The sequence below is a fragment of the Dickeya sp. ws52 genome (genome assembly GCF_007210685.1).
In the GTDB taxonomy this organism is placed as follows: Bacteria; Pseudomonadota; Gammaproteobacteria; order Enterobacterales; family Enterobacteriaceae; genus Dickeya; species Dickeya chrysanthemi.
The window spans coordinates 85,096-111,397 of record NZ_SZVX01000011.1; the positions used below are offsets into that span (position 1 = coordinate 85,096).

Consider the following 26,302-nt stretch of genomic DNA (forward strand, 5'->3'; position numbering starts at 1 on the left):
AAACCCATGGAGATGTTGTCAGGCGCCGAGATGGTGATTCGATCGCTGATCGATCAGGGCGTAAAACATGTGTTCGGTTATCCGGGCGGCGCGGTGCTGGATATTTACGATGCACTGCACACCGTTGGCGGCATAGAACACATTCTGGTGCGCCACGAGCAGGGCGCGGTACATATGGCCGACGGCTATGCCAGAGCGACTGGCGAAGTGGGCGTGGTACTGGTGACCTCGGGGCCGGGCGCGACTAACGCCATTACCGGTATCGCCACCGCATATATGGATTCCATTCCGCTGGTGGTGATTTCCGGTCAGGTTGCGACCTCGCTGATTGGTTACGATGCCTTTCAGGAATGCGACATGGTGGGGATTTCCCGCCCGGTGGTGAAACACAGTTATCTGGTCAAGCAGACCGAAGACATTCCCACTGTGCTGAAAAAAGCCTTTTATCTGGCGTCTACCGGCCGCCCTGGTCCGGTCGTCGTGGATTTGCCGAAAGATATCCTCAACCCGGCTAAGAAGCTGCCCTATGCGTATCCCGATCAGGTCAGCCTGCGTTCTTATAACCCGACGGTGCAGGGGCACAAAGGTCAAATCAAACGTGCGTTGCAGACCTTGCTGGCCGCTGAGCGCCCGGTCATTTACAGCGGCGGCGGGGTGATTAACGCCAATTGCCATCAGGAACTGCGCGAACTGGCGGAAAAACTCAATCTGCCGGTGGCCAGCTCGTTGATGGGGTTGGGCGGTTTTCCGGGGACCCATCGCCAGAGTCTGGGTATGCTCGGTATGCATGGCACCTATGAAGCGAACATGGCGATGCATAACGCCGACGTGATCTTCGCCGTCGGGGTACGTTTCGACGACCGAACCACCAATAACCTGGCGAAGTACTGTCCGAACGCCACTATTCTGCATATTGATATCGACCCGACCTCCATTTCTAAAACGGTGGCGGCGGATATTCCGATCGTCGGCGATGCTCGTCAGGTCCTTAGCCTGATGCTGGAATTGCTGGCGCAAGGCGGCGAGGTACAACAGAAATTTGACGCCATGCGCGACTGGTGGCTACGTATCGAACAGTGGCGTGCTCGCCAGTGCCTGAAATACAGCACCGAGGGGGAGGCGATTAAACCGCAGGCGGTTATCGAAACCCTGCACCGTCTGACGGAAGGCAAGGCTTATGTGGCGTCCGACGTGGGGCAACACCAGATGTTCGCCGCGCTGTATTATCCGTTTGACCAGCCGCGCCGTTGGGTCAACTCCGGCGGTTTGGGGACGATGGGCTTCGGCTTGCCTGCGGCGCTGGGTATCAAGCTGGCTTTGCCGGAAGAAACGGTGATTTGCGTTACCGGCGACGGCAGTATCCAGATGAACATTCAGGAGCTGTCCACCGCACTGCAATATGACCTGCCGATTGTGGTGGTGAGCCTGAATAACCGGTTCCTTGGCATGGTGAAACAGTGGCAGGACATGATCTATTCCGGCCGTCACTCCAGTTCTTACATGGAATCTCTGCCTGATTTCGTCAAACTGGCGGAAGCTTACGGCCACGTCGGCATCACTATTGATACCCCCGATGAGCTGGAGCCGAAGCTGAAAGCGGCGCTGGAGCAGAAAAATCGTCTGGTGTTTGTAGATGTGCGGGTGGATAGCAGCGAGCATGTTTACCCGATGCAGATCCGCGGCGGTGGAATGGATGAGATGTGGCTAAGCAAAACGGAGAGGACCTGATCATGCGTCGTATTTTGTCGGTATTGCTGGAGAACGAATCAGGTGCTCTGTCACGCGTGATTGGCCTGTTTTCTCAACGTGGTTACAACATTGAAAGCCTGACCGTCGCTCCTACGGACGACCCGACGTTATCGCGGATGACTATCCAGACGGTGGGCGACGAGAAAGTGCTGGAGCAGATTGAAAAGCAACTGCACAAGCTGGTGGATGTGCTGCGAGTCAGCGAGCTGGGCCAGGGCGCTTACGTTGAGCGTGAACTGATGCTGGTTAAATTGCAGGCGACCGGTTATGGCCGGGAAGAAGTCAAGCGCAGTGCGGAAATCTTCCGCGGGCAGATAGTCGATGTCACCGCATCGCTTTACACCGTGCAACTGGCGGGGACCAGCGAAAAACTGGATGCGTTTCTCAATAGCGTGCGGGAAGTGGCCGAGATTGTGGAAGTGGCGCGTTCCGGCATCGTGGGCGTCTCGCGTGGTGATCGTGTGATGCGCTGACGCGGTGCTGAAATACAGCCGATAGTCTGACGATTTGCTGACTTTCATACAGCAATAGTTGCTTTTCTGATGATAATATCTAGCCCGGCCATGATGCCGGGCTTTTTTGATCCTGATAGGTGTAAATAATAAAAGCGGTTGCCCGTCAGTGTTTTCTGCGCTTAGATCGGTATCATATCCACGGTTAATGCATGGTTATCTTTCCATTCTTTGTTTTTTGTCCGGCTTATTAAGGGGTTGCCAGTGAAACTGGATGAAATCGCGCGTCTTGCTGGGGTTTCGCGTACGACGGCCAGTTACGTTATTAATGGTAAAGCGAAACAATATCGTGTCAGCGATAAGACCGTTGAGAAAGTGATGGCGGTGGTCAGAGAGCACAACTACCACCCTAATGCCGTTGCTGCCGGTCTGCGCGCCGGGCGTACCCGTTCCATCGGGTTGGTCATTCCCGATCTGGAAAATACCAGCTATACCCGAATCGCTAACTATCTGGAGCGACAGGCTCGTCAGCGCGGCTATCAGTTGTTGATCGCCTGCTCTGAAGATCAGCCGGATAATGAGATGCGTTGCATCGAACATTTATTGCAACGGCAGGTGGATGCGATCATTGTTTCCACGGCATTGCCGCCGGAGCATCCGTTCTATCAGCGTTGGGCCAATGATCCGTTGCCGGTGATCGCGCTCGATCGTGCGTTGGATCGCGAGCATTTCACCAGCGTGGTCGGGGCGGACATGGAAGATGCGGAAATGCTGGCGCAGGAATTGCGCAAGGTGCCTGCTGAATCGGTCATGTATCTTGGCGCGCTACCGGAACTGTCCGTCAGCTTTCTGCGTGAGCAGGGATTCCGACGCGCCTGGGCTGATGATCCGCGTCAGGTGAATTATATCTATGCCAACAGCTATGAACGCAGTGCGGCGGCGGCAGTATTTGAAGAATACCTGAAACATCATCCGATGCCGCAAGCGTTGTTTACGACCTCTTTTCCGCTGTTGCAAGGGGTGATGGACGTGACGCTCAAACAGAGCGGGCGGTTGCCGAATAATCTGGCGATCGCCACATTCGGCGATAATGAGTTGCTGGATTTTCTGGAATGTCAGGTGCTGGCGGTGGCGCAACGCCATCGTGAGGTGGCGGAGCGGGTGCTGGAACTGGTGTTGGCCAGCCTGGATGAACCGCGTAAGCCGAAGCCGGGCTTATATCGTATTCGCCGTAATCTCTACCGTCGCGGTTTTCTGAGCCGTCGTTGATCGATATCATGCGGCGTTGGAATAATTTTTATTCCACGCCGCATGAGATAATTCTTATTTTTCCCTGATTTTTTATTTATTTAATATTATGTCTACGACCGTTTATTGAGCAGAATTAATGGCTGACAATTTGCGGACGAGGTGAAACACTGACCCGGAACAGCCGACGACAATATTCCAGAAAATAGCCATAGGCGACGCCCATCACCATGGATATGACCGCATTACTGGCAACGGCTTTCAGGATTTGTGATGGCTCAGCGCCAATCGTCAGTAAAATAGCGACATAAACCGGTGATTGAAAACTCACGTAGGCAAACAAGTCCGCTATATTTTTCCCCCAACGAGAATCCGCGTTCAGGCGTAATGCCAGCGCGACGATACGATCCCGATAAAGGCCGTAAGGCCAGGCAATGACAATATTGACTGGAATCGACAGCAAGCGTGAAGAGAGCGATTGCTGAAAGCTCATGTCTGACAACACGATTTCAATCGCCATGCCGGTCAGGAAGCAATACACCACCATGGCAACGGTATCGGCAACGATGCCACGTATGCGGGAGAGAGGAGAAAACATATCGTATGGCTCCATGGTGATGGGCAATAACGCCATAGTTGGCGTGATTTGTTAGTGTTTAGTTTTGCTTTATTGGTTTATTTGTAGTTTACATAACTGCTTATTATATTTTAACTAGCTGAAAAAACTTATTTTTGTTCATTTTTTGTTCGGTGGCGCAACTTTATGGTCGCAAATCGTCTTTTTCATTCGTTTATCATGAGCCCTGTATTTATTTCTATATAAAACAAATGATTAATTTTTTTGAGGCGCGGGAGGATAAAGCAGGCTGAAAAACGTGGGGATTGCAGCGAAAAGGTTACTGAACGGTAAAGTGCAAGTGAATGTGAATGACACTGGAAATAAAACCAGTTGTTCTGTCTGACGGCAGTGAAACAGCAGGTTAATATTTCAACGATGAATAGATAACCTGAGTTGAAGTAACCGACAGTGTGGTTTAGGTCAAAAAAATGGGGTTACGGCTTCAATAATTTCATTTTTCCCGTCGTACGTTGTGCCGCCGGGAATGATTATTTTTAAAAATGCTTGAAAATCAGCCAATAAAAATATTTCGACGGCATGAGGGGATTTAAGAAATACGTATCGAACTGTGACAGGCAAAATAATATTGCTGCATATGAAAAATCCTATATCTTTACGTGTCTTCCTGAAAGCCATTAATTTTCCTTAAATAATCACAGCGTTAATCCGCATTATTTTTTCGAGGCGATTTTTTTGCGGTTTTTTCACTCTCTGATTCTGCTGGAAATAATGCCCGGGCGCGTCCGTGCTGGCTTGACAAGCTTTTCATCCCCTCCGTAAACTCTCATATAGTGGGGATTTGTGGGGCAAAGTGGTAAAAAAGGTCATGAAGGGTTAAATACTGTCATGTTTCGTGGGGCGACACTGGTCAACCTCGACAGTAAAGGGCGGCTTGCCGTTCCTACCCGTTATCGGGACTTACTGAACGAGGAAGCGCAAGGGCAAATGGTATGCACCATTGACCTGCATCAGCCCTGCCTGCTGCTTTACCTGCTACCCGAATGGGAAATTATCGAACAGAAACTTTCTCGCCTGTCGAGTATGAACCCTGCTGAACGCCGTGTTCAGCGCCTGTTGCTCGGACATGCCAGCGAATGCCAGATGGATAACGCCGGAAGGATACTGATTGCATCTACGCTGCGGCAACATGCGGGTCTTACGAAAGAAGTGATGCTGGTTGGGCAGTTCAACAAGTTTGAACTGTGGGATGAACAGACCTGGTATCGACAAGTCAAGGAAGATATTGACGCTGAGCAGTCAACTCAGGAACCCTTATCTGAGAGGCTGCAGGACTTATCACTATAGTCATGGCAGAAACGTTTAAACACACTACCGTGTTGCTGGATGAGGCGGTTAACGGCCTGAGCATTCGCAGCAACGGTATCTATATTGACGGTACATTTGGTCGTGGCGGCCATTCCCGTCTCATTCTGTCCCATCTTGGGCCGGAAGGCCGTTTGTTAGCCATCGATCGCGATCCTCAGGCGGTTGAAGTCGCTAATACCATTGATGATGCACGCTTTTCTATTATTCACGGACCATTTTCCGAACTGGCTGAGTACGTCGAGGCGCGGGGGCTGACCGGCAAAATCGACGGTATTCTGCTGGATTTGGGGGTTTCTTCGCCTCAGCTTGACGATCCCGAACGGGGGTTTTCTTTTATGCGCGACGGTCCGCTGGACATGCGTATGGACCCGACGCGAGGCCAATCCGCCGCCGACTGGCTGATGAAAGCGGAAGCAGACGATATTGCCTGGGTGCTGAAGACATTTGGCGAAGAGCGTTTTGCTAAACGTATCGCTCGCGCGATTGTGGAGCGCAACCGCATCGACCCGCTGACCCGCACCAAAGCGCTGGCGGAACTGATTGCCGCCGCCAGTCCGATTCGCGAGAAATATAAGCACCCGGCGACCCGGTCATTTCAGGCCATCCGAATCTATATCAACAGCGAACTGGAAGAGATCGAGCGGGCGCTGGATGGTGCATTAACGGTGCTGGCACCGGGAGGCCGACTGTCGGTGATCAGCTTCCACTCGCTGGAAGACCGGATTGTGAAGCGTTTTATTCGCCAGCATAGCCGGGGGCCGCAGGTGCCTGCCGGTTTGCCGTTGACGGAAGCGCAACTGCGCAGCCAGGGCGGCCCGACGCTGAAATCGGTCGGTAAAATGATGCCGCCTGATGATGAAGTGGCGGATAACCCGCGGGCACGTAGTTCGGTGCTGCGCTTTGCCGAGCGGTTGCCGTCGTGATCGGCAATGAGCGCCATTCGTTGGGCGGCGTCATCGGCGAAGATTTGTTGCGCCATGGCAAATTGCCAGTGTTGCTGCTGATAGCGGTATTGGTTTCCGCCATCATGGTGGTGACCACGGCACACCGTACGCGCCTGCTGACGGCTGAGCGCGAGCGGCTGTTGCTGGAGCGTGATGCGCTGGATATCGAGTGGCGCAACCTGATTCTGGAAGAAAACGCCTTGGGCGATCATAGCCGCGTCGAGCAGATCGCCACCGAGAAACTGCATATGGTGCATGTAGATCCCTCACAAGAAAATATTGTGGTTAAACAACAATGAATTGACAGGTATCGCCTAAATTATGAAAGCAGCGCGACCGGGAAAACTGAAACGTCAGGAAGAACATGCCAGCTTCGTCAGCTGGCGTTTTGCGTTGCTTTGCGGCGGTATTTTGTTGTGCATGGTCGGGTTGATGCTGCGTGCGGCCTACCTGCAGGTGATCGCGCCCGACAAGCTGGTGCGTGAAGGTGATATGCGTTCCCTGCGTGTGCAGGAAATTCCCACTGCCCGCGGCATGATAAGCGATCGCGCCGGGCGCCCACTGGCCGTCAGCGTGCCGGTCAACGCCGTTTGGGCCGATCCGAAAGACGTCAACGATCATGGCGGCATTTCACTGGATACCCGCTGGAAGGCGCTGGCGGATGCACTGGAAATTCCGTTGGATCAGATTGCCGCGAAGGTGAATGCGAATCCAGGCGGTCGGTTTGTTTATCTCGCTCGTCAGGTGAACCCGGCGATCGGCGAATACATCCATAAGCTGAAGCTGCCGGGTATCAACCTGCGTCAGGAGTCCCGTCGTTACTATCCTTCCGGCCAGGTCACCTCACACCTGATTGGTTTTACCAACATCGATGGTCAAGGGATTGAAGGCATCGAGAAAAGCTTTGATCGCTGGCTGACCGGGCGCCCCGGTGAGCGAACCGTGCGTAAAGACCGTTTTGGTCGGGTAATCGAGGACATCTCCTCAGTAGACAGTCAGGCGGCACACAACCTGATGCTCAGTATCGATGAACGCCTGCAGGCGCTGGTGTATCGCGAGCTGAACAACGCCGTGGCGTTCAATAAGGCTGAGTCGGGCACCGCCGTGCTGGTGGATGTGAACACCGGTGAAGTGCTGGCTATGGCCAATAGCCCGTCTTACAACCCGAATAATCTGACCGGTACGCCAACCGATGTGATCCGTAACCGCGCGATTACCGATATTTTCGAGCCCGGTTCCACCGTCAAACCCATGGTGGTCATGACGGCGCTGCAACGCAATGTAGTCAAGGAAAATGCGGTACTTAACACATTGCCGTATTACATCAATGGCCACGAAATCAAAGACGTGGGTCGTTACAGCGAACTGACGCTGACCGGGGTGCTGCAAAAATCCAGTAACGTCGGCGTATCGCATCTGGCGCTGGCGATGCCGGCTTCCGCGTTGGTGGACACTTACTCCCGTTTCGGTCTGGGCAAAGCCACCAATCTGGGGCTGGTGGGGGAAAGTCTGGGATTGTATCCGAATCGGCAGCGTTGGTCGGATATCGAGCGCGCTACGTTTTCGTTCGGTTATGGCCTGATGGTCACGCCGCTGCAACTGGCGCGCGTTTACGCCACCATCGGCAGCTTCGGCATCTACCGCCCGCTTTCCATCACCAGAGTGGATCCGCCGGTGCCGGGAGAACGCGTCTTTTCCGAACAGATTGTCCGTACCGTGGTGCATATGATGGAAAGTGTCGCTCTGCCGGGCGGCGGCGGCACCAAGGCGGCGGTGAAAGGCTATCGCATCGCGATTAAAACCGGTACGGCGAAAAAAGTCGGCCCGGATGGCAAATATATCAATAAATACATCGCTTATACCGCTGGGGTGGCGCCAGCCAGTAACCCGCGCTTTGCGCTGGTGGTGGTGATTAACGACCCTCAGGCGGGGAAATACTATGGCGGTACGGTGTCGGCGCCGGTATTCGGGGCGATCATGGGGGGCGTACTGCGCACCATGAATATCGAACCGGATGCGTTGCCGACCGGTGAAAAAAGTGAATTTGTAATCAACAGAAAAGAGGGTTCAGGTGACAGATCGTAACTTGCGCGATGTCCTGGCTCCGTGGGTGAAAGATGCCCCAGAGCGCGCGCTGCGGGAAATGACATTAGACAGCCGCGTGGCGGCTGCCGGGGATCTGTTTGTGGCGATAGTCGGCCATAAAACGGATGGGCGGCACTATATTCCGCAGGCCATTGCGCAAGGCGTCGCGGCGGTTGTCGCGCAGGCGGATGAGGCCACGCCCGATGGCACCCTGACCGAGATGCACGGTGTGCCGGTGATTTATCTTGATGACTTGAACTTGCGTTTATCCGCGCTGGCAGGGCGTTTTTACCGTCAACCGTCGTCTTCGTTGCAATTGGTCGGCGTCACCGGCACCAACGGCAAAACCACCACCACCCAGTTGCTGGCGCAGTGGAGTCAGGCGCTGGGCAAAACCAGCGCCGTCATGGGGACTGTGGGTAATGGGCTGCTGGGGCATGTGGTGCCGTCGGAAAACACCACCGGCTCCGCGGTGGATGTTCAGCAGATTCTGAGCCAACTGGTCGCGCAAGGGGCTAATTTCGCCGCCATGGAAGTCTCTTCTCATGGTCTGGTGCAGCATCGCGTAGAGGCATTGTCGTTTGCCGCCGCGGTCTTTACTAACCTGAGCCGTGATCATCTTGATTACCACGGCGACATGGCGAATTACGAGGCTGCCAAATGGCGGCTGTTTGCCGAACATCAGGTGGGACAGAAGATCATCAATGCTGATGACGAGGTGGGTCGTCGTTGGTTAAGCCGATTGCCGGATGCGGTGGCGGTAAGTGTAACCGGTGAGATTGACAGCGCCCGTGCACGCTGGCTCAAAGCCACACGCATCGATTATCACGACAGCGGGTTTACCGTTACGTTCGACTCCAGTTGGGGCGGCGGTGCGATCAATAGCCGCCTGATGGGAGAATTTAACGTCAGTAACCTGTTGCTGGCGCTGGCGACGTTGTTGTCGCTGGGATACCCGCTGGAACAGCTAGTGGAAGCGGGTTCTGCGCTGCAACCGGTCTGCGGTCGGATGGAAGTTTTTCTTGCCGATGGGCGCCCAACGGTGGTGGTGGATTACGCCCATACGCCGGACGCGCTGGAAAAAGCCCTGGCGGCGGCACGTTTGCATTGCCGGGGAACGCTATGGTGCGTCTTCGGTTGTGGCGGTGATCGCGACAGAGGTAAGCGCCCACTTATGGGGGCGATTGCAGAGCAACTGGCGGACCGGGTGATCGTGACCGATGACAACCCGCGCAGTGAAGACCCTCAGGCGATTGTGACCGATATTCTGAGCGGGCTGTTGGATGCCGGTCGGGTTCAGGTGATTGCCGGTCGGGCGGAAGCCGTTACCAGTGCCGTGATGCAGGCGGCGGCCGATGATGTGGTGCTGGTCGCCGGTAAAGGGCATGAAGACTACCAGTTGGTTGGAAATGAGCGGTTGGATTATTCGGATCGTATTACGGTCGCTCGTTTGCTGGGGGTTATCGTATGATCCGCGTCTCGCTGCGGCAGTTAGCTGATGTATTGGGTGCCCGCCTGGTGGGAAAAGACTTGATTATCAGTGATGTATCTACAGATACCCGCAAACTCACGGCAGGGTGTTTGTTCGTCGCGTTACGCGGCGAAAAATTTGACGCTCATGATTATGCGGCGGATGCCGTTAATTATGGGGCGGCCGCATTATTGGTGAGTAAGCACTTACCAATAGAGGTGCCTCAATTGGTGGTAGACGATACGCGTCTGGCGCTGGGCGTGATGGCAGGCTGGGTGCGGCAGCAAAGTCAGGCGCGCGTAGTCGCGCTGACGGGGTCGTCAGGAAAAACATCCGTCAAGGAAATGACCGCATCCATTTTGCGTCAGTGCGGCAATGTGCTGTACACCGCCGGCAACTTCAACAACGACATCGGCGTGCCGTTGACGCTGTTCCGTCTGACTCCAGAGCATGACTATGCCGTGATTGAGCTGGGTGCCAATCATATTGGCGAGATTGCTTACACCACGGCGATGGTGCGACCGGAAGCGGCGCTGGTGAATAACCTGGCCGCCGCGCATCTGGAAGGATTTGGTTCGCTGGAAGGCGTGGCGCAGGCCAAAGGCGAGATTTTTGGCGGTTTGCCGGCTCAGGGCGTGGCGATTATCAATGCGGACAGCCACGATGAAGCCCGCTGGCATGAGGTGCTGGCAGGGAAAACGTTGTGGCGTTTTTCCCCGCAGGAACGTGACGGCGTCGATTTTTACGCCAGCGATATTCGTATCAGCGAACGGGGGACGGATTTCGTCCTGCATTCGCCGATGGGCGATATCGCTGTGACGCTACCGTTACCGGGGCGCCACAATATCGCCAACGCGCTGGCCGCAACGGCGTTGGCATTGGCGGTCGGGGCATCACTTGAGGCGGTGAAGGTCGGCCTGGAGCAGTTACAGGCGGTGTCTGGGCGTTTGTTCCCCATTGCGCTGGCGCCGGGGAAATTGTTGTTGGACGACAGCTACAACGCCAATGTCGGCTCAATGACGGCGGCGGTGCACGTGCTGGCAGAGATGCCGGGTTACCGGGTCATGGTCGTGGGCGATATGGCTGAGCTGGGACAAGACGCGCAGGCCTGTCACCGTCAGGTGGGCGAAGCGGCCTGCAAGGCGAATATCGATAAGGTGCTGAGTGTGGGTGCGCTGAGTGCGCTGATTGGCGAAACCAGCGGCACCGGCGAGCATTTTGATAATAAAACGGCGTTGATTGACCGTTTGCGGGCACTGGTAACACAACATAATACCATTACCGTGTTGATTAAAGGTTCACGCAGCGCTGCGATGGAACAGGTAGTACACGCATTACAGGAGAATGCTACATGTTAGTTTGGCTGGCCGAGCATCTGGTCAAGTTTTATTCCGGTTTTAACGTCTTTTCGTATTTGACGTTTCGGGCCATTGTCAGCCTGCTGACGGCATTAATCATTTCTCTGTGGATGGGGCCGCACCTGATTGCCTGGCTGCAACGTCTGCAAATCGGCCAGGTGGTACGGAACGAAGGGCCGGAGTCCCATTTCAGCAAACGCGGTACGCCGACCATGGGCGGCGTGATGATTTTGGCGTCGATCATTATTTCGGTGCTGTTGTGGGTCAATCTGGCTAACCCGTACGTCTGGTGCGTACTGTTGGTGTTGGTGGGGTATGGCATCGTCGGGTTTGTGGATGACTACCGCAAGGTGGTGCGTAAAGACACCCGTGGGTTGATTGCCCGCTGGAAGTATTTCTGGCAGTCGGTACTGGCGCTGGCCGTGGCGTTTTCCATGTACGCGATTGGCAAAGACACGCCGGCGACGCAACTGGTGGTGCCGTTTTTTAAAGATGTCATGCCGCAATTGGGCGTGATGTATATCGTGCTGGCCTATTTCGTGATTGTCGGCACCAGCAACGCGGTTAACCTTACCGATGGTCTGGATGGGCTGGCCATTATGCCGACGGTGTTTGTGGCGGTGGGTTTTGCGCTGGTGGCCTGGGCGACCGGCAACATGAATTTTGCCAGCTATCTGCATATTCCGTATATCCGGCACGCCAGCGAACTGGTGGTGGTGTGTACCGCGATTGTCGGCGCCGGGCTCGGGTTCTTGTGGTTCAACACCTATCCCGCGCAGGTGTTTATGGGGGATGTCGGTTCACTGGCGCTGGGCGGCGCGTTGGGCACTATCGCCGTACTGCTGCGTCAGGAGTTTTTGCTGGTGATCATGGGCGGGGTCTTCGTGGTGGAAACCCTGTCGGTGATTTTGCAGGTGGGGTCTTTCAAACTACGCGGCCAGCGGATTTTCCGTATGGCGCCTATCCACCACCACTACGAACTTAAAGGGTGGCCGGAGCCGCGGGTGATCGTGCGGTTCTGGATTATTTCACTGATGCTGATGCTCATCGGTCTGGTAACGCTCAAGGTGCGGTAAAAATGGACTATCAGGGTAGAAAGGTTGTCATTATCGGGTTAGGGCTGACAGGGCTCTCCTGTGTTGATTTTTTCCTTGCACGCGGGGTGGTGCCGCGCGTGGTGGATACCCGTATCAGTCCGCCGGGCCTGGATAAATTGCCTGAGTCCGTTGAACGTCATCTTGGCAGCCTGAATGAAGATTGGTTGCTGTCCGCCGATTTGATTATCGCAAGCCCAGGCATCGCACTGGCGACACCGGTGTTGTGCGACGCGGCGGCCGCCGGCATCGAAATTATCGGCGATATCGAACTGTTCTGCCGTGAAGCGCAGGCGCCGATTGTCGCGATTACCGGCTCCAACGGCAAAAGCACGGTGACTACGCTGGTGGGCGAAATGGCGCGTGCCGCTGGATGGGCCGTCGGTGTGGGCGGCAACATCGGCGTGCCGGCGCTGGAATTGCTCAAGCAAGAAAGCCGGTTGTATGTGCTGGAGTTATCGAGTTTTCAACTGGAAACTACCTACAGTCTACATGCTGCGGCCGCCACGATTCTCAACGTTACCGAGGATCATACCAACCGCTACCCGTTGGGGTTGCAGCAATATCGCGCCGCCAAGCTGCGTATTTATGAAAACGCCAGGGTATGTATTGTCAATGCGGACGACGCCCTGACGATGCCGGTGCGCGGCGCGGATGACCGCTGTCTGAGTTTCGGCGTGGATGTGGGCGATTATCATCTGAATCGGCAGCAGGGAGAAACCTGGCTGCGGGTGAAAGGCGAACGGGTACTGAATACCCGCGAAATCAAACTGGTCGGTCAGCATAACTACACCAATGCGCTGGCGGCGCTGGCGTTGGCGGATGCAGTGGGTATTCCCCGGTCATCGGCATTGATTGCGCTGACCACGTTTACCGGTCTGCCGCATCGTTTCCAACTGGCGCTGGAACGTAACGGTGTGCGCTGGGTTAATGACTCCAAGGCGACCAACGTCGGCAGCACCGAAGCTGCGCTGAGCGGGTTGCACGTCGATGGCATGTTGCATTTGCTGTTGGGTGGCGACGGAAAATCGGCGGATTTCTCCCCGCTGCTGCGTTATCTGCAAGGCGACCGTATCCGGCTGTATTGCTTTGGCCGGGATGGTGGACAACTGGCGGCGTTGCGTCCGGACATCGCTGAACGGACCGACACCATGGAGCAGGCGATGACGCTCATCGCCGGTCGTATTCAGCCCGGCGATATGGTGTTGTTGTCGCCGGCTTGCGCCAGTCTTGATCAGTTCCGCAGCTTTGAACAACGCGGTGACGAGTTCGCTCGTCTGGCGGAGGAACTGGGATAATGCGTGTTATCGGGGCCAGCGTGGTCGAACGTCTGAAAAGCTGGGTGATGGGGACGCGCGAAAGCGATGCCCTCAGCACCGTGCTGTACGACCGGACGTTGCTATGGTTGACCCTGGGGCTGGCGGTGATCGGCTTTGTCATGGTGACCTCGGCGTCGATGCCGGTCGGGCAGCGGTTGGCCGGCGACCCATTTCTGTTCGCCAAGCGCGACGCGCTGTATCTCGGGCTGGCGTTCGGTTTGTCGCTGGTGACCATGCGGGTGCCGATGGAAGTCTGGCAGCGTTACAGCGTGGTCTTACTGCTGGTATCTCTGGTGATGCTGCTGATTGTGCTGGCGGTGGGGAGCTCGGTAAACGGGGCTTCACGCTGGATTTCCCTTGGGCCGTTGCGTATTCAGCCGGCCGAGTTATCGAAGTTGTCGTTGTTTTGCTACCTCTCCAGCTACATGGTGCGCAAAGTGGATGAGGTGCGGAACAACTTCTGGGGATTCTGCAAGCCGATGGGCGTCATGGTGGTGTTGGCGGTACTGCTGCTGGCTCAACCGGACCTCGGTACTGTGGTCGTTTTGTTTATTACGACGTTGGCGATGTTGTTTCTGGCAGGGGCAAAACTGTGGCAGTTCCTGGCGATCATCGGTTGTGGCATCTTCGCCGTCGGGCTGTTGATTGTTGCGGAGCCGTACCGCGTGCGCCGCGTGACCTCGTTCTGGAATCCGTGGGACGACCCGTTCGGCAGCGGCTATCAGTTGACGCAATCGTTGATGGCGTTTGGTCGCGGTGAATTGTGGGGGCAAGGACTCGGCAATTCCATCCAGAAGCTGGAGTATCTGCCGGAAGCGCATACCGACTTTATCTTCTCCATTTTGGGCGAAGAACTGGGCTATATCGGTGTGGTTCTGGCGTTGTTAATGATATTCTTCGTCGCTTTTCGGGCGATGTCGATCGGGCGGCGGGCGTTGGAAATCGATCAGCGTTTTTCAGGCTTTTTGGCTTGCTCCATCGGTATCTGGTTCAGTTTTCAGACGTTGGTGAACGTTGGCGCCGCCGCCGGCATGTTGCCTACCAAAGGGCTGACATTGCCGCTGATCAGTTACGGTGGTTCCAGTTTGCTGATTATGTCGACGGCCATTGTGTTGTTGTTGCGAATTGATTATGAAACGCGCCTGACCAAAGCGCAGGCGTTTACGAGAGGTGCCCGATGAGTGGCGAAGGCAAGCGTTTGATGGTGATGGCAGGCGGTACCGGCGGGCATGTGTTCCCCGGTCTGGCGGTTGCGCATCATCTGATGGCGCAAGGCTGGCAGGTGCGCTGGCTGGGCACGGCGGACCGGATGGAAGCGGATTTGGTGCCGAAACACGGCATCGACATCGATTTTATTCGCATTTCCGGTCTGCGCGGCAAGGGATTGAAAGCCTTGCTGTTGGCGCCGGTGCGCATCTTCCGGGCGGTACGTCAGGCGCAGGCGATTATGCGTCGTTATCAGCCGGATGTGGTGTTGGGCATGGGCGGTTATGTGTCCGGCCCCGGCGGCCTGGCGGCCTGGTTATGCGGTATCCCGGTGGTGTTGCATGAGCAAAACGGGATAGCCGGATTGACTAACCGCTGGTTGTCGCGCATCGCCAAAAAAGTATTACAGGCATTTCCCGGCGCTTTTCCTGATGCGGATGTGGTGGGAAATCCGGTGCGTACCGATGTGCTGGCGCTGCCATCCCCAACGGAGCGGCTGGCTGAGCGCAGCGGCCCGGTGCGGGTACTGGTCGTTGGTGGAAGCCAGGGAGCACGAGTGCTGAATCAAACCCTGCCTGGTGTCGCGGCGCGATTACATGATGCGGTTACCATTTGGCATCAAACCGGTAAAGGCGCACAGGCGGAGGTGCAGGCGGCTTATGAGAAAGCGGGCGAGCCTCAGCACCGGATCACCGAGTTTATCGACGATATGGCGGCGGCGTATGCGTGGGCTGATGTGGTGGTGTGCCGTTCCGGCGCGCTGACGGTCAGCGAGATTGCCGCAGCCGGGTTGCCGGCGTTGTTTGTGCCGTTCCAGCATAAGGATCGGCAGCAGTACTGGAATGCATTGCCACTGGAACAAGCGGGGGCTGCGAAGATTATCGAGCAAGCCGCTCTGAGCGTAGAGGCGATAAGCGTGGTGTTGTCCGCCTGGGATAGGGCCACGTTACGCGATATGGCGCAGAGAGCCCGAACGGTGGCGATCCCCGATGCGACGGAGCGGGTAGCGGCTGAAGTAGCGGCAGCGGCGATGCAGCGGGCGGCTCAGGCCGTCCGGAATTAATTGATGATGGCCGACCGTTGTCGGCATTGATGTAGGTTGCGATAGAAGATAGTGAATACTCAAGAACTGGCGAAACTGCGTTCAATCGTGCCCGAGATGCACCGCGTCCGGCACATCCATTTTGTTGGCATCGGTGGTGCCGGCATGGGCGGTATCGCCGAAGTCCTGGCTAACGAAGGGTACGAAATCAGCGGTTCCGATCTGGCGCCTAATGCCGTGACGCAGCAATTGACTGATTTGGGCGCCCGGATTTATTTCCATCATCGCCCGGAAAACGTAAACGAAGCGAGCGTGGTGGTGGTGTCCAGCGCTATTGCGGCGGACAACCCGGAGATTATCGCGGCACATGAGGCCCGTATTCCAGTGATTCGCCGGGCAGAAATGCTGGCAGAATTGATGCGCTTTCGTCATGGCATCGCCATTGCCGGGACGCACGGCAAGACGACGACGACCGCGATGGTCACCAGCATCTACGCGGAAGCGGGGCTGGACCCGACGTTTGTCAATGGCGGTCTGGTTAAGGCGGCAGGAACACACGCTCGTTTAGGGTCGAGCCGTTACCTGATTGCCGAGGCCGATGAGAGTGATGCGTCGTTCCTGCATTTGCAGCCGATGGTCGCCATTGTGACTAACATCGAAGCTGATCACATGGACACTTATCAGGGCGATTTTGAGAACCTCAAGCAGACGTTCATCAATTTCCTGCACAACCTGCCGTTTTACGGTCATGCGGTGATGTGCCTTGATGATGCGGTGATTCGGGAGCTGTTGCCGAAAGTCGGGCGCCACATAACGACTTACGGTTTTAGCGACGATGCGGATGTACGGGTTGCCGACTATCGGCAAGTCGGTGCTCAAGGGCTGTTTACGCTGGCTCGTCAGGGTAAACCGCTGCTGAATGTGACGCTGAATGCACCGGGGCGCCATAACGCGCTGAATGCCGCTGCCGCCGTTGCCGTGGCAACGGAACAAGGCATCGACGACGAGGCTATTTTGCGGGCGCTGGCGCGTTTTCAGGGGACGGGGCGTCGGTTCGATTTTCTGGGCGAATTCCCGCTGCAGCCGGTGAACGGTAAAAGCGGCAGCGCCATGCTGGTGGACGATTACGGCCATCACCCGACGGAAGTGGACGCCACCATTAAAGCGGCGCGAGCCGGCTGGCCGGATAAACGTCTGGTGATGATTTTTCAGCCGCACCGTTATACCCGTACGCGGGATCTGTACGATGACTTTGCGCACGTGCTGTCGCAAGTGGATGTACTGCTGATGCTGGATGTGTATCCGGCTGGCGAAGCGCCGATTCCAGGCGCGGATAGCCGGTCGTTGTGTCGCACGATTCGTGGCCGCGGCAAAATCGACCCGATTATGGTGCCGGATGTGGAGACGCTGCCTGAATTGCTGGCACAAGCGCTGCAAGGCGATGATCTGGTGCTGGTTCAGGGCGCCGGCAACATTGGCAAACTGGCTCGTCGGCTGGCGGAAAATCGCCTGCAGGCAACAGCCAAAGACTGAGAACAGGATGACTGAGTTCGTGATGGTAATGACGAAACGCGCCGCTGACTGCTACGAAACCGGCCTATGGCCGGTTGGGGTTGGTTGCGTCGACATTTCGTGCTCAGTCATGGCAGACAACGGGGACCGCCGCGTACCTGTTGTGGAGTTAGCGAATTAGTATGTCGCAGGCGGCGTTGAATACACGCGGACGTGAGCAGGAAAAAGGCGCGCGACGCAGTAATGGCGGCCAGTTGGCAGGCATCTTTTTCCTGCTGATGGTGGCCGGCACTATCTTGTGGGGAAGCTGGATGGTGTTGGGTTGGATGAAAGATGCCAGCCGTTTGCCGCTGTCCAAATTGGTGGTGACCGGAGAGCGGCACTACACCACCAATGATGATATTCGTCAGGCGATTTTGTCGCTCGGGTCGCCAGGTACGTTTATGACCCAGGACGTGAATGTCATCCAGCAGCAGATAGAACGTTTGCCCTGGATAAAGCAGGCCAGCGTACGTAAGCAGTGGCCGGATGAATTAAAGATTCATCTGGTTGAATTTGCTCCCTTTGCGCGCTGGAATGACCAGCTTATGGTAGACAGTGAGGGAAACGCGTTTAGCGTGCCGGCCGAACGTATCGGTAATAAAAAGATGCCGATGCTATACGGTCCCGAAGGGAGTGAGGAGGATGTGCTGGAGGGATATCGCGAGATAAGCCAGACGCTCGCGGCAGGAAAGTTTGCGGTGAAGATGGTCGCGATGACCGCGCGTCACTCATGGCAGGTTGGTTTGGACGATGATATTCGCCTTGAATTGGGGCGTGATGACCGAAATCGTCGTCTGGCGCGTTTTCTGGAGCTTTATCCGTTGCTGCAGCGGCAGGCTCAAAATGAAAACAAGCGGATTGGTTATGTGGATTTACGGTATGACACCGGCGCTGCAGTAGGTTGGAGCCCGGCATTTATTGATCAGCAAAAAGACATTGATCAGCAAAAGAACGGTAATCAGCAACAGAATCAGGCACAGGCTAAACAGCAATGATCAAGTCGACGGACAGAAAACTGGTAGTTGGGCTGGAAATCGGTACAGCAAAAGTCGCTGCACTGGTCGGTGAAGTTCTGCCTGATGGCATGATCAATATCATCGGTGTGGGAAGTTGCCCGTCACGGGGCATGGATAAAGGCGGCGTCAACGATCTGGAATCGGTGGTGAAGTGCGTGCAGCGCGCCATCGATCAGGCGGAACTGATGGCTGATTGCCAGATCTCTTCCGTGTATCTGGCGCTGTCCGGCAAGCATATCAGTTGCCAGAACGAGATTGGCATGGTGCCTATCTCCGAAGAAGAAGTGACGCAGGATGATGTAGAAAGCGTGGTGCATACGGCTAAATCTGTCCGGGTTCGTGATGAGCACCGTATTCTGCATGTTATCCCGCAGGAATATGCCATTGATTACCAGGAAGGGATTAAAAACCCGGTCGGTCTCTCCGGCGTTCGGATGCAGGCCAAGGTACACCTGATCACCTGTCATAATGATATGGCGAAGAACATTGTTAAGGCGGTGGAGCGTTGCGGCCTTAAAGTTGATCAACTGATTTTCGCCGGGCTGGCATCCAGCTATGCAGTGCTGACCGAAGACGAGCGTGAACTGGGCGTATGCGTGGTAGATATCGGCGGCGGCACCATGGATATGGCGGTATATACCGGCGGTGCGCTGCGTCACACAAAAGTGATTCCTTATGCTGGCAACGTTGTCACCAGCGATATAGCCTATGCGTTCGGCACGCCGCCGACGGATGCTGAAGCAATCAAGGTGCGTTACGGTTGCGCGCTCGGTTCTATCGTCAGCAAGGACGAAACCGTGGAAGTACCGAGCGTCGGCGGGCGCCCGCCGCGTAGTCTACAGCGTCAGACTTTGGCGGAGGTGATTGAACCTCGTTATACCGAGTTATTGAATCTAGTGAATGACGAGTTGTTGCAGCTACAAGAGCAACTTCGTCAGCAAGGCGTAAAACACCATCTGGCGGCCGGCATCGTGCTGACCGGCGGTGCGGCGCAAATTGACGGCCTGGCGGCCTGCGCGCAGCGTGTGTTCCATACACAGGTGCGTATTGGTCAGCCGCTGAATATCACCGGATTAACGGATTATGCGCAGGAGCCCTATTACTCGACAGCGGTGGGGCTGCTGCACTACGGAAAAGAGTCTCATCTGAGTGGCGAACACGAGGTTGAGAAACGTACTTCGGTCAGCAACTGGTTTAAACGCCTGAATAGCTGGCTGAGAAAAGAATTTTGACGGTTATCAAAAGAGATCATTAGCACGACTTTTTTGATCTTGAAGTAATACAGGCACAAGACGGAGAGAAACTATGTTTGAACCAATGGAGTTAACCAACGACGCGGTGATTAAAGTCATCGGCGTCGGTGGTGGCGGCGGCAACGCTGTCGAACACATGGTGCGTGAACGCATCGAAGGTGTTGAATTCTTTGCGGTTAACACTGATGCCCAGGCACTGCGTAAAACAGCGGTTGGCCAGACTATCCAAATCGGTAGCGGTATTACCAAAGGTTTGGGTGCCGGCGCTAACCCAGAGGTAGGTCGCAATTCCGCTGAAGAAGATCGCGAAGCGTTGCGTTCTGCTCTGGAAGGTGCGGACATGGTGTTTATCGCAGCCGGCATGGGCGGCGGTACGGGTACTGGTGCTGCACCGGTGGTAGCGGAAGTCGCTAAGGATTTAGGTATCCTGACGGTCGCGGTCGTCACCAAGCCGTTTAATTTTGAAGGCAAAAAACGCATGGCGTTTGCCGAGCAGGGGATCGCGGAGCTGTCTAAGCATGTCGATTCACTGATCACGATTCCCAATGACAAGCTGTTGAAAGTATTGGGACGCGGCATCTCCCTGCTGGATGCGTTCGGTGCAGCTAACGACGTGCTGAAAGGCGCGGTACAGGGGATTGCCGAGCTGATTACTCGCCCGGGCCTGATGAACGTAGACTTTGCCGACGTGCGTACCGTGATGTCCGAAATGGGTTACGCCATGATGGGATCCGGCGTGGCTCGCGGTGAAGATCGTGCGGAAGAAGCGGCGGAAATGGCGATTTCCAGTCCGTTGCTGGAAGATATCGACCTTTCCGGCGCACGTGGCGTGCTGGTTAACATCACCGCCGGTTTCGATCTGCGTCTGGATGAGTTTGAGACGGTAGGTAACACTATTCGTGCATTTGCATCTGATAATGCAACGGTAGTGATTGGTACGTCGCTGGATCCGGATATGAACGACGAACTGCGTGTGACCGTGGTGGCTACCGGTATCGGCATGGACAAACGTCCTGAAATCACGCTGGTTACCAACAAGCAGAGCAGCCAGCCGGTGATGGATCACCGCTATCAGCAACATGGCATGGCGCCGCTGACGCAGGAAAAACCGGCGGCCAAAGTAGTTAATGACCAGAGCGCGCAGACCAACAAAGAGCCGGACTATCTTGATATTCCTGCTTTCCTGCGTAAGCAGGCTGACTAAGGTCTGGTTTGGAATCTCCGCTCTTTGTGCTAAACTGTGCCGCCGGCCTTAGTGTAAGCTAAGGCCGTAGGTTCAGATGAATGCGAGATAATACGATGATCAAACAACGTACATTAAAACGTATCGTACAGGCGACAGGGGTCGGTCTTCATACCGGCAAAAAAGTCACCCTGACTATGCGTCCTGCACCGGCGAATACCGGGGTCATCTATCGTCGTACTGACTTGAATCCACCGGTTGATTTTCCGGCTGATGCCAAATCCGTGCGTGATACCATGCTCTGTACTTGCCTGGTTAATGAGCATGACGTGCGTATTTCGACGGTGGAGCATTTGAATGCCGCTCTGGCGGGATTAGGTATCGACAACATCGTTGTTGAAGTAGATGCGCCTGAAATTCCGATCATGGACGGTAGTGCCAGCCCGTTTGTCTACTTGCTGCTGGATGCGGGTATCGAAGAACTGAACTGTGCCAAGAAGTTTCTTCGACTCAAGCAGCCTGTGCGCGTAGAAGATGGCGACAAATGGGCGGAACTGAAACCGTTCAACGGGTTCAGCCTTGATTTCACGATCGATTTTAAACATCCGGTTATTGATGCCGGCTCGCAACGCTTCAAGCTGGATTTCTCCGCGGATGCGTTTGTGCGCCAGATTAGCCGTGCGCGTACCTTTGGGTTTATGCGCGATATCGAGTATTTACAGTCCCGTGGCCTGTGCCTGGGCGGCAGTCTCGATAGTGCTATCGTCGTGGATGATTATCGTGTGCTGAATGAAGACGGCTTGCGTTTCGACGATGAATTCGTTCGCCATAAGATGCTGGATGCGATTGGTGATCTGTTTATGTGTGGTCACAATATTATCGGCGCATTTACCGCATTCAAATCTGGTCATGCCCTGAACAACAAACTGTTGCAGGCTGTACTGGCTAAACAGGAAGCATGGGAATACGTAACCTTTGAAGATGAAGCGGAAATGCCGCTGGCTTTCAAAGCGCCGTCTACCGTTCTGGCCTGAGCCTACCGCGATATGACATTATGACGACTGGTTTTTGCTGGTATTCTCTCCGGCCAGTGAAGCCAGTCGTTTTAATATTTTCTGTAGTCGTTCCGGACTTTGTTCCGCTAGATCCTTCAATATCTCCGCACTCTGTGTGCTCAGTGTTCTCGTCGGCGTTGTCATAGTGGTTTCATCCACTGTTGATGCAGCAGGCGTTTTCTCGTTTTCACGCATTTTTGCGGCCAGTGCTGGATTAATCCTGATGTCGATTGTGACCAATGATGGTAGTATTTGTGCACGCAGCGCGGAAAGCAGCGCGGGGTGTTCATAACGTAGTCGCATTAGCCAGTTGGCGCTGGCGGTTTCCAGTACCAGCAGCCCGTTGCGATAATTGGCTACCCGACAATATGGGCGCAAGGCTGTGGGCAGCAGAGCATGTACTGCTCGATTGAGTTTCAGCAGAGCGAGCGCACGTTGCTGAATATCGTGCAGCGGCCCCGACCCGAGTTGTGATGCGCCATCGAAAAATGATTCCAGTGATTGTGGACGATTATCACGCATAACGCAGGCTCCGACGGAAAGAAACTTGTGATTGGTATTTTAAATCGTTGGCGACAATTTGGCAGACGTTATTTCTGGCCTCACCTGCTGCTAGGGATGGTTGCGGCAACGCTTGGCCTGCCTGCTAACTTCACGGAATCGCGCGACGCCGCTACTGAGCCTAATTCGGCTGCGGCAATCAGTCGTCAAAATGTATCGTATTTCAATCTTACTGATTTGGCGGCATTGAAAGATTCCCGTCGCCGTTCGCCATTCAGTAACGATTTCTGGCATCAGCATGCCATCCGGACGGTGATCCGTCACCTGTCGTTTGCGTTTACCCCACCGGTTACGGTCATTGAAGCAGCAGATGTTTCCCGATTGCACCATCAGGTACTGTTGGAAACGCTGAATGCACTGCTCACGCGTGAGGCGACGCCGCAAAATGCTGTCTGTACCGATCAGGTACCCACTTACTGTTTACCTTCTCACCATACAGGCCTGTGGCTGGCACAGGTGCAGGGCATTCGTGCCGGGCCTGTTGTTTCCTGACTCCGCTCGTGTTTTATGCTACGGCTATGGCCGTAGATCACTTTTCTGATGTCGTGCCGGCATCAATAAACCGGCACTGTTTGAGATTAAAATTACTATGTTAATCAAGTTATTGACCAAAGTTTTCGGTAGCCGTAATGAGCGTGCATTGCGCCGTATGCGCAAAATTGTGGATGTGATCAATCGCCTCGAGCCTGATATGGAGAAACTCTCCGATGATGAGCTGAAGGCGAAAACCCAGGTATTCCGTGACCGAATCAAGAAAGGGGAAACCCTGGAGTCGCTGTTGCCGGAAGCTTTTGCGGTGGTACGTGAGGCCAGTAAACGCGTTTTTGGTATGCGTCACTTCGACGTACAGATGATCGGCGGTATGGTGCTGAATGAGCGCTGCATTGCAGAAATGCGCACAGGTGAAGGTAAAACCCTGACGGCTACGTTGCCGGCTTACCTCAATGCCTTGACGGGGCGTGGTGTGCATGTGGTGACGGTCAACGATTATCTGGCGCAGCGCGACGCCGAAAATAACCGCCCGTTGTTCGAATTCTTGGGGTTAACCGTCGGCATCAACCTGCCGGGTATGCCGGCGCCAGCCAAACGCGAGGCCTACGCTGCCGATATCACCTACGGCACCAACAACGAATACGGCTTCGATTACCTGCGTGACAATATGGCGTTCAGCCCGGAAGAGCGTGTGCAGCGTGAGCTGTACTATGCCCTGGTGGACGAAGTGGATTCCATCCTGATTGACGAGGCGCGTACTCCGTTGATCATCTCAGGTCCGGCAGAGGACAGCTCCGAGCTGTATATGCGGGTGAATAAAATTATTCCGCATTTGATCCGTCAGGAAAAAGAAGACTCCGATACCTTCCACGGTGAAGGTCATTTCTCGGTGGATGAGAAAGCTCGTCAGGTCAACCTGACCGAACGCGGTCTGGTTAAAATCGAAGAGTTGCTGGTGCAAGGCGGCATTATGGAGGAAGGCGAGTCACTGTATTCGCCCGCTAATATCATGCTGATGCACCACGTAACGGCGGCGTTGCGTGCTCATGTGCTGTTTACCCGCGATGTTGATTACATCGTCAAAGACGATGAAGTCATCATCGTTGATGAGCACACCGGCCGAACCATGCAGGGACGTCGTTGGTCTGATGGTTTACACCAGGCGGTGGAAGCCAAGGAAAACGTCAAGATCAACAACGAAAACCAGACGCTGGCTTCGATCACGTTCCAGAACTACTTCCGCATTTACGAAAAACTGGCTGGGATGACCGGTACGGCAGATACCGAAGCGTTTGAATTCAGCTCTATTTACAAGCTGGATACGATAGTTGTGCCGACCAACCGGCCAATGGTCCGTAAGGACATGCCGGATCTGGTGTACATGACCGAACAGGAAAAAATCAACGCTATCATTGAAGATATCAAGGACCGTGCCACCAAGGGGCAGCCGGTGCTGGTGGGGACCATTTCCATCGAGAAATCTGAAGTGGTATCGAATGCGTTGACCAAAGCGGGCATCAAACACAACGTATTGAACGCCAAATTCCATGCCATGGAGGCAGATATCGTAGCGCAGGCCGGCCGCTCGGGGGCTGTGACGATTGCTACCAACATGGCGGGCCGTGGTACCGATATCGTGTTGGGCGGCAGTTGGCAGACTGAAGTGGCGCAACTGGAAAATCCGGATGATGCGCAGATTGCGGCGCTCAAAGCGGAATGGCAAAAACGTCACGATGAGGTGCTGGCGGCGGGTGGTTTGCACATTATCGGTACCGAGCGTCATGAGTCCCGCCGTATTGATAACCAGCTACGTGGTCGTTCCGGTCGTCAGGGGGACCCGGGTTCTTCCCGTTTCTATCTGTCGATGGAAGATGCGCTGATGCGTATTTTTGCATCGGATCGTGTTTCCAACATGATGCGTAAACTGGGTATGAAAGAGGGCGAGGCGATTGAACACCCATGGGTCACCAAAGCCATCGCCAACGCACAGCGCAAGGTAGAAAACCGCAACTTCGATATTCGTAAGCAACTGCTTGAGTACGATGATGTGGCTAACGACCAGCGTCGTGCTATCTACACCCAGCGTAATGAGCTGCTGAATGCCTCTGATATCAGCGAAACCATTAACAGTATTCGTGAGGATGTGTTCAAGGTCACCATCGACGCACATATACCGCCTCAGTCTTTGGAAGAAATGTGGGATATTCCGGGGCTGGAACAGCGTCTGAAAAATGATTTTGATCTCGAACTGCCGATTGCAGAATGGCTGGATAAAGAGCCGGAACTGCATGAAGAGACGCTGCGTGAGCGGATCTACGAGCAGGCGGTCGATGTTTATCGCCGTAAGGAAGAAATCGTCGGCAGCGATATTATGCGCAATTTTGAAAAAGGCGTGATGCTGCAAACGCTGGATTCGCTGTGGAAAGAGCATCTGGCCGCGATGGATTATCTGCGTCAGGGGATTCACCTGCGTGGTTATGCCCAGAAAGATCCGAAACAGGAATACAAGCGTGAGTCCTTCGCGATGTTTGCTTCTATGCTCGAAGGCCTCAAATATGAAGTGATCAGTACCCTGAGCAAGGTTCAGGTGCGTATGCCGGAAGAAGTTGAAGCGATGGAACAGCAGCGTCGTGAAGAAGCCGAGCGTCTGGCTCGCCAACAGCAACTGAGTCATCAGGATGAAGCGGCTGGCACTTCACCTTATGCCGATCGTAAAATTGGTCGCAATGATCCTTGTCCATGTGGTTCGGGCAAAAAATATAAGCAGTGCCACGGTCGCCTTCAGAAGTAAGGCGGATAACGTAACGACATATCCCAAAGGCGGTCATCGACCGCCTTTTTACTGGTAGAAAGGATAATGATGCAAAAGACTTTATCTGTGGCGGTGGGAATTATCCGCAATCCGCAGCGGGAGTTCTTCATTGCCTGTCGTCCGGCCGGTGTGCACATGGCCGGTAAATGGGAGTTCCCAGGCGGCAAGGTTGAAGAGGGTGAAACACCGGAACAAGCGCTGGTGCGTGAGCTACACGAAGAGGCCGGGATTGACGTAATGCATCCGACGCCGCTGGGCAGTAAAACGTTTTCGGCTGGAGAGCGACTGATTACACTGCATTTCTTTTTAGTCGAGCAGTGGCATGGTGAGCCGTATGGTCGTGAAGGTCAGCCCTCTCGTTGGTTAACCGCTGACGAGCTGGATGAACAAGAATTTCCGCCGGCCAATGCTGAGATGATTCGCCAGTTGAAAGCGGGTATCGTGTAAACACGGCTATCTGTTT

At 54.9% G+C, this 26,302-nt stretch carries 24 protein-coding genes; 21 read left to right on the forward strand and 3 right to left on the reverse strand.

All coding sequences use genetic code 11. The features are described 5' to 3' along the window. Positions 1–6: 6 nt before the first annotated feature. The 3 genes from ilvI to cra all read left to right on the forward strand — a co-directional run bounded on the left by ilvI (position 7) and on the right by cra (position 3,470). A complete protein-coding gene (gene ilvI, locus FDP13_RS12335; protein ID WP_027710886.1) occupies positions 7–1,728 on the forward strand; it encodes an acetolactate synthase 3 large subunit in 1,722 nt (573 codons plus the stop codon). Positions 1,729–1,730: 2 nt separating this feature from the next. After that, positions 1,731–2,222 carry an acetolactate synthase small subunit gene (gene ilvN / locus FDP13_RS12340; RefSeq protein ID WP_013319477.1) on the forward strand — a complete coding sequence of 164 codons (492 nt, stop codon included), beginning with the start codon at positions 1,731–1,733 and terminating at the stop codon, positions 2,220–2,222. Positions 2,223–2,465: 243 nt separating this feature from the next. Further along, complete coding sequence (gene cra / locus FDP13_RS12345) at positions 2,466–3,470, forward strand: catabolite repressor/activator (protein ID WP_012768361.1); 1,005 nt, start codon at positions 2,466–2,468, stop codon at positions 3,468–3,470. A 115-nt stretch (positions 3,471–3,585) separates the two neighbouring features. Here the strand turns inward: cra and FDP13_RS12350 are convergent, their stop codons facing one another. Together FDP13_RS12350 and FDP13_RS12355 are read right to left on the reverse strand one after the other, a co-directional pair. Then, positions 3,586–4,047 (reverse strand): L-alanine exporter AlaE, encoded by a 462-nt coding sequence (locus FDP13_RS12350; RefSeq protein WP_012768362.1) that lies wholly within the window; start codon positions 4,045–4,047, stop codon positions 3,586–3,588. 441 nt (positions 4,048–4,488) lie between these two features. Then, positions 4,489–4,704 carry a hypothetical protein gene (locus tag FDP13_RS12355; RefSeq protein ID WP_143839553.1) on the reverse strand — a complete coding sequence of 72 codons (216 nt, stop codon included), beginning with the start codon at positions 4,702–4,704 and terminating at the stop codon, positions 4,489–4,491. 210 nt (positions 4,705–4,914) lie between these two features. Here FDP13_RS12355 and mraZ point away from each other — a divergent pair, with 210 nt between their 5' ends. The 15 genes from mraZ to lpxC all read left to right on the forward strand — a co-directional run bounded on the left by mraZ (position 4,915) and on the right by lpxC (position 21,953). Beyond that, positions 4,915–5,373 (forward strand): division/cell wall cluster transcriptional repressor MraZ, encoded by a 459-nt coding sequence (gene mraZ, locus FDP13_RS12360; RefSeq protein ID WP_012768364.1) that lies wholly within the window; start codon positions 4,915–4,917, stop codon positions 5,371–5,373. Positions 5,374–5,375: 2 nt separating this feature from the next. Beyond that, positions 5,376–6,317 carry a 16S rRNA (cytosine(1402)-N(4))-methyltransferase RsmH gene (gene rsmH, locus FDP13_RS12365; RefSeq protein WP_012768365.1) on the forward strand — a complete coding sequence of 314 codons (942 nt, stop codon included), beginning with the start codon at positions 5,376–5,378 and terminating at the stop codon, positions 6,315–6,317. Then, positions 6,314–6,637 (forward strand): cell division protein FtsL, encoded by a 324-nt coding sequence (gene ftsL, locus FDP13_RS12370; RefSeq protein WP_027710889.1) that lies wholly within the window; start codon positions 6,314–6,316, stop codon positions 6,635–6,637. Before rsmH ends, ftsL begins: the two co-directional genes overlap by 4 nt. Positions 6,638–6,659: 22 nt before the next feature. After that, positions 6,660–8,423, forward strand: coding sequence for a peptidoglycan glycosyltransferase FtsI (locus FDP13_RS12375; RefSeq protein WP_012768367.1), 1,764 nt, complete (start codon positions 6,660–6,662; stop codon positions 8,421–8,423). Next, positions 8,410–9,894, forward strand: a complete 1,485-nt coding sequence (gene murE, locus FDP13_RS12380) for a UDP-N-acetylmuramoyl-L-alanyl-D-glutamate--2,6-diaminopimelate ligase (protein WP_012768368.1) — start codon at positions 8,410–8,412, stop codon at positions 9,892–9,894. The genes FDP13_RS12375 and murE overlap by 14 nt, the downstream gene beginning before the upstream one ends. Further along, a complete protein-coding gene (murF, locus tag FDP13_RS12385) occupies positions 9,891–11,252 on the forward strand; it encodes a UDP-N-acetylmuramoyl-tripeptide--D-alanyl-D-alanine ligase (protein WP_143839554.1) in 1,362 nt (453 codons plus the stop codon). Before murE ends, murF begins: the two co-directional genes overlap by 4 nt. After that, entirely contained in the window at positions 11,246–12,328 is a 1,083-nt protein-coding gene (gene mraY / locus FDP13_RS12390) for a phospho-N-acetylmuramoyl-pentapeptide-transferase (RefSeq protein WP_012768370.1), read from the forward strand. Before murF ends, mraY begins: the two co-directional genes overlap by 7 nt. Before the next feature lie 2 nt (positions 12,329–12,330). Next, on the forward strand, positions 12,331–13,644 hold the full coding sequence (gene murD / locus FDP13_RS12395; protein WP_143839555.1) for a UDP-N-acetylmuramoyl-L-alanine--D-glutamate ligase: 1,314 nt from the start codon (positions 12,331–12,333) through the stop codon (positions 13,642–13,644). Next, positions 13,644–14,846, forward strand: a complete 1,203-nt coding sequence (gene ftsW / locus FDP13_RS12400; protein ID WP_012768372.1) for a cell division protein FtsW — start codon at positions 13,644–13,646, stop codon at positions 14,844–14,846. Before murD ends, ftsW begins: the two co-directional genes overlap by 1 nt. Next, the gene (gene murG, locus FDP13_RS12405; RefSeq protein WP_033575432.1) at positions 14,843–15,934 is read left to right on the forward strand and encodes an undecaprenyldiphospho-muramoylpentapeptide beta-N-acetylglucosaminyltransferase; all 1,092 of its coding nucleotides are present in this window, start codon (positions 14,843–14,845) and stop codon (positions 15,932–15,934) included. The genes ftsW and murG overlap by 4 nt, the downstream gene beginning before the upstream one ends. Before the next feature lie 51 nt (positions 15,935–15,985). Further along, on the forward strand, positions 15,986–17,446 hold the full coding sequence (gene murC / locus FDP13_RS12410; protein WP_012768374.1) for a UDP-N-acetylmuramate--L-alanine ligase: 1,461 nt from the start codon (positions 15,986–15,988) through the stop codon (positions 17,444–17,446). A gap of 161 nt (positions 17,447–17,607) precedes the next feature. Then, positions 17,608–18,462 carry a cell division protein FtsQ gene (gene ftsQ / locus FDP13_RS12415; protein WP_012768376.1) on the forward strand — a complete coding sequence of 285 codons (855 nt, stop codon included), beginning with the start codon at positions 17,608–17,610 and terminating at the stop codon, positions 18,460–18,462. Continuing rightward, entirely contained in the window at positions 18,459–19,715 is a 1,257-nt protein-coding gene (gene ftsA, locus FDP13_RS12420) for a cell division protein FtsA (RefSeq protein ID WP_012768377.1), read from the forward strand. The genes ftsQ and ftsA overlap by 4 nt, the downstream gene beginning before the upstream one ends. A gap of 73 nt (positions 19,716–19,788) precedes the next feature. Further along, positions 19,789–20,940, forward strand: a complete 1,152-nt coding sequence (ftsZ, locus tag FDP13_RS12425; RefSeq protein WP_012768378.1) for a cell division protein FtsZ — start codon at positions 19,789–19,791, stop codon at positions 20,938–20,940. Positions 20,941–21,035: 95 nt separating this feature from the next. After that, positions 21,036–21,953 (forward strand): UDP-3-O-acyl-N-acetylglucosamine deacetylase, encoded by a 918-nt coding sequence (lpxC, locus tag FDP13_RS12430; RefSeq protein ID WP_012768379.1) that lies wholly within the window; start codon positions 21,036–21,038, stop codon positions 21,951–21,953. 18 nt (positions 21,954–21,971) lie between these two features. Here the strand turns inward: lpxC and FDP13_RS12435 are convergent, their stop codons facing one another. Beyond that, positions 21,972–22,496: a DUF721 domain-containing protein gene (locus tag FDP13_RS12435; RefSeq protein WP_012768380.1), complete on the reverse strand. Its 525-nt coding sequence runs from the start codon at positions 22,494–22,496 to the stop codon at positions 21,972–21,974. 27 nt (positions 22,497–22,523) lie between these two features. Between FDP13_RS12435 and secM the strand changes: the two genes are divergently transcribed. From secM to mutT, 3 genes are all read left to right on the forward strand, one after another. Then, the gene (gene secM / locus FDP13_RS12440) at positions 22,524–23,027 is read left to right on the forward strand and encodes a secA translation cis-regulator SecM (protein WP_143839556.1); all 504 of its coding nucleotides are present in this window, start codon (positions 22,524–22,526) and stop codon (positions 23,025–23,027) included. 97 nt (positions 23,028–23,124) lie between these two features. Further along, complete coding sequence (secA, locus tag FDP13_RS12445; RefSeq protein WP_143839557.1) at positions 23,125–25,818, forward strand: preprotein translocase subunit SecA; 2,694 nt, start codon at positions 23,125–23,127, stop codon at positions 25,816–25,818. A gap of 66 nt (positions 25,819–25,884) precedes the next feature. Then, the gene (gene mutT, locus FDP13_RS12450; protein WP_081638998.1) at positions 25,885–26,286 is read left to right on the forward strand and encodes an 8-oxo-dGTP diphosphatase MutT; all 402 of its coding nucleotides are present in this window, start codon (positions 25,885–25,887) and stop codon (positions 26,284–26,286) included. Positions 26,287–26,302 lie beyond the last annotated feature (16 nt).

Excerpts from the sequence above, each read along its gene's own strand:
- ilvN (WP_013319477.1), top strand. The coding sequence starts at position 1,731 with ATGCGTCGTATTTTGTCGGTATTGCTGGAGAACGAATCAGGTGCTCTG.
- FDP13_RS12375 (WP_012768367.1), top strand. The coding sequence starts at position 6,660 with ATGAAAGCAGCGCGACCGGGAAAACTGAAACGTCAGGAAGAACATGCC.
- secA (WP_143839557.1), top strand. The coding sequence starts at position 23,125 with ATGTTAATCAAGTTATTGACCAAAGTTTTCGGTAGCCGTAATGAGCGT.
- ftsQ (WP_012768376.1), top strand. The coding sequence starts at position 17,608 with ATGTCGCAGGCGGCGTTGAATACACGCGGACGTGAGCAGGAAAAAGGC.
- lpxC (WP_012768379.1), top strand. The coding sequence starts at position 21,036 with ATGATCAAACAACGTACATTAAAACGTATCGTACAGGCGACAGGGGTC.
- FDP13_RS12355 (WP_143839553.1), bottom strand. The coding sequence starts at position 4,704 with ATGGCTTTCAGGAAGACACGTAAAGATATAGGATTTTTCATATGCAGC.
- rsmH (WP_012768365.1), top strand. The coding sequence starts at position 5,376 with ATGGCAGAAACGTTTAAACACACTACCGTGTTGCTGGATGAGGCGGTT.
- ftsW (WP_012768372.1), top strand. The coding sequence starts at position 13,644 with ATGCGTGTTATCGGGGCCAGCGTGGTCGAACGTCTGAAAAGCTGGGTG.
- FDP13_RS12435 (WP_012768380.1), bottom strand. The coding sequence starts at position 22,496 with ATGCGTGATAATCGTCCACAATCACTGGAATCATTTTTCGATGGCGCA.
- murD (WP_143839555.1), top strand. The coding sequence starts at position 12,331 with ATGGACTATCAGGGTAGAAAGGTTGTCATTATCGGGTTAGGGCTGACA.
- mutT (WP_081638998.1), top strand. The coding sequence starts at position 25,885 with ATGATGCAAAAGACTTTATCTGTGGCGGTGGGAATTATCCGCAATCCG.
- FDP13_RS12350 (WP_012768362.1), bottom strand. The coding sequence starts at position 4,047 with ATGTTTTCTCCTCTCTCCCGCATACGTGGCATCGTTGCCGATACCGTT.
- mraZ (WP_012768364.1), top strand. The coding sequence starts at position 4,915 with ATGTTTCGTGGGGCGACACTGGTCAACCTCGACAGTAAAGGGCGGCTT.
- mraY (WP_012768370.1), top strand. The coding sequence starts at position 11,246 with ATGTTAGTTTGGCTGGCCGAGCATCTGGTCAAGTTTTATTCCGGTTTT.
- murG (WP_033575432.1), top strand. The coding sequence starts at position 14,843 with ATGAGTGGCGAAGGCAAGCGTTTGATGGTGATGGCAGGCGGTACCGGC.
- ftsZ (WP_012768378.1), top strand. The coding sequence starts at position 19,789 with ATGTTTGAACCAATGGAGTTAACCAACGACGCGGTGATTAAAGTCATC.
- ftsA (WP_012768377.1), top strand. The coding sequence starts at position 18,459 with ATGATCAAGTCGACGGACAGAAAACTGGTAGTTGGGCTGGAAATCGGT.
- ilvI (WP_027710886.1), top strand. The coding sequence starts at position 7 with ATGGAGATGTTGTCAGGCGCCGAGATGGTGATTCGATCGCTGATCGAT.
- murF (WP_143839554.1), top strand. The coding sequence starts at position 9,891 with ATGATCCGCGTCTCGCTGCGGCAGTTAGCTGATGTATTGGGTGCCCGC.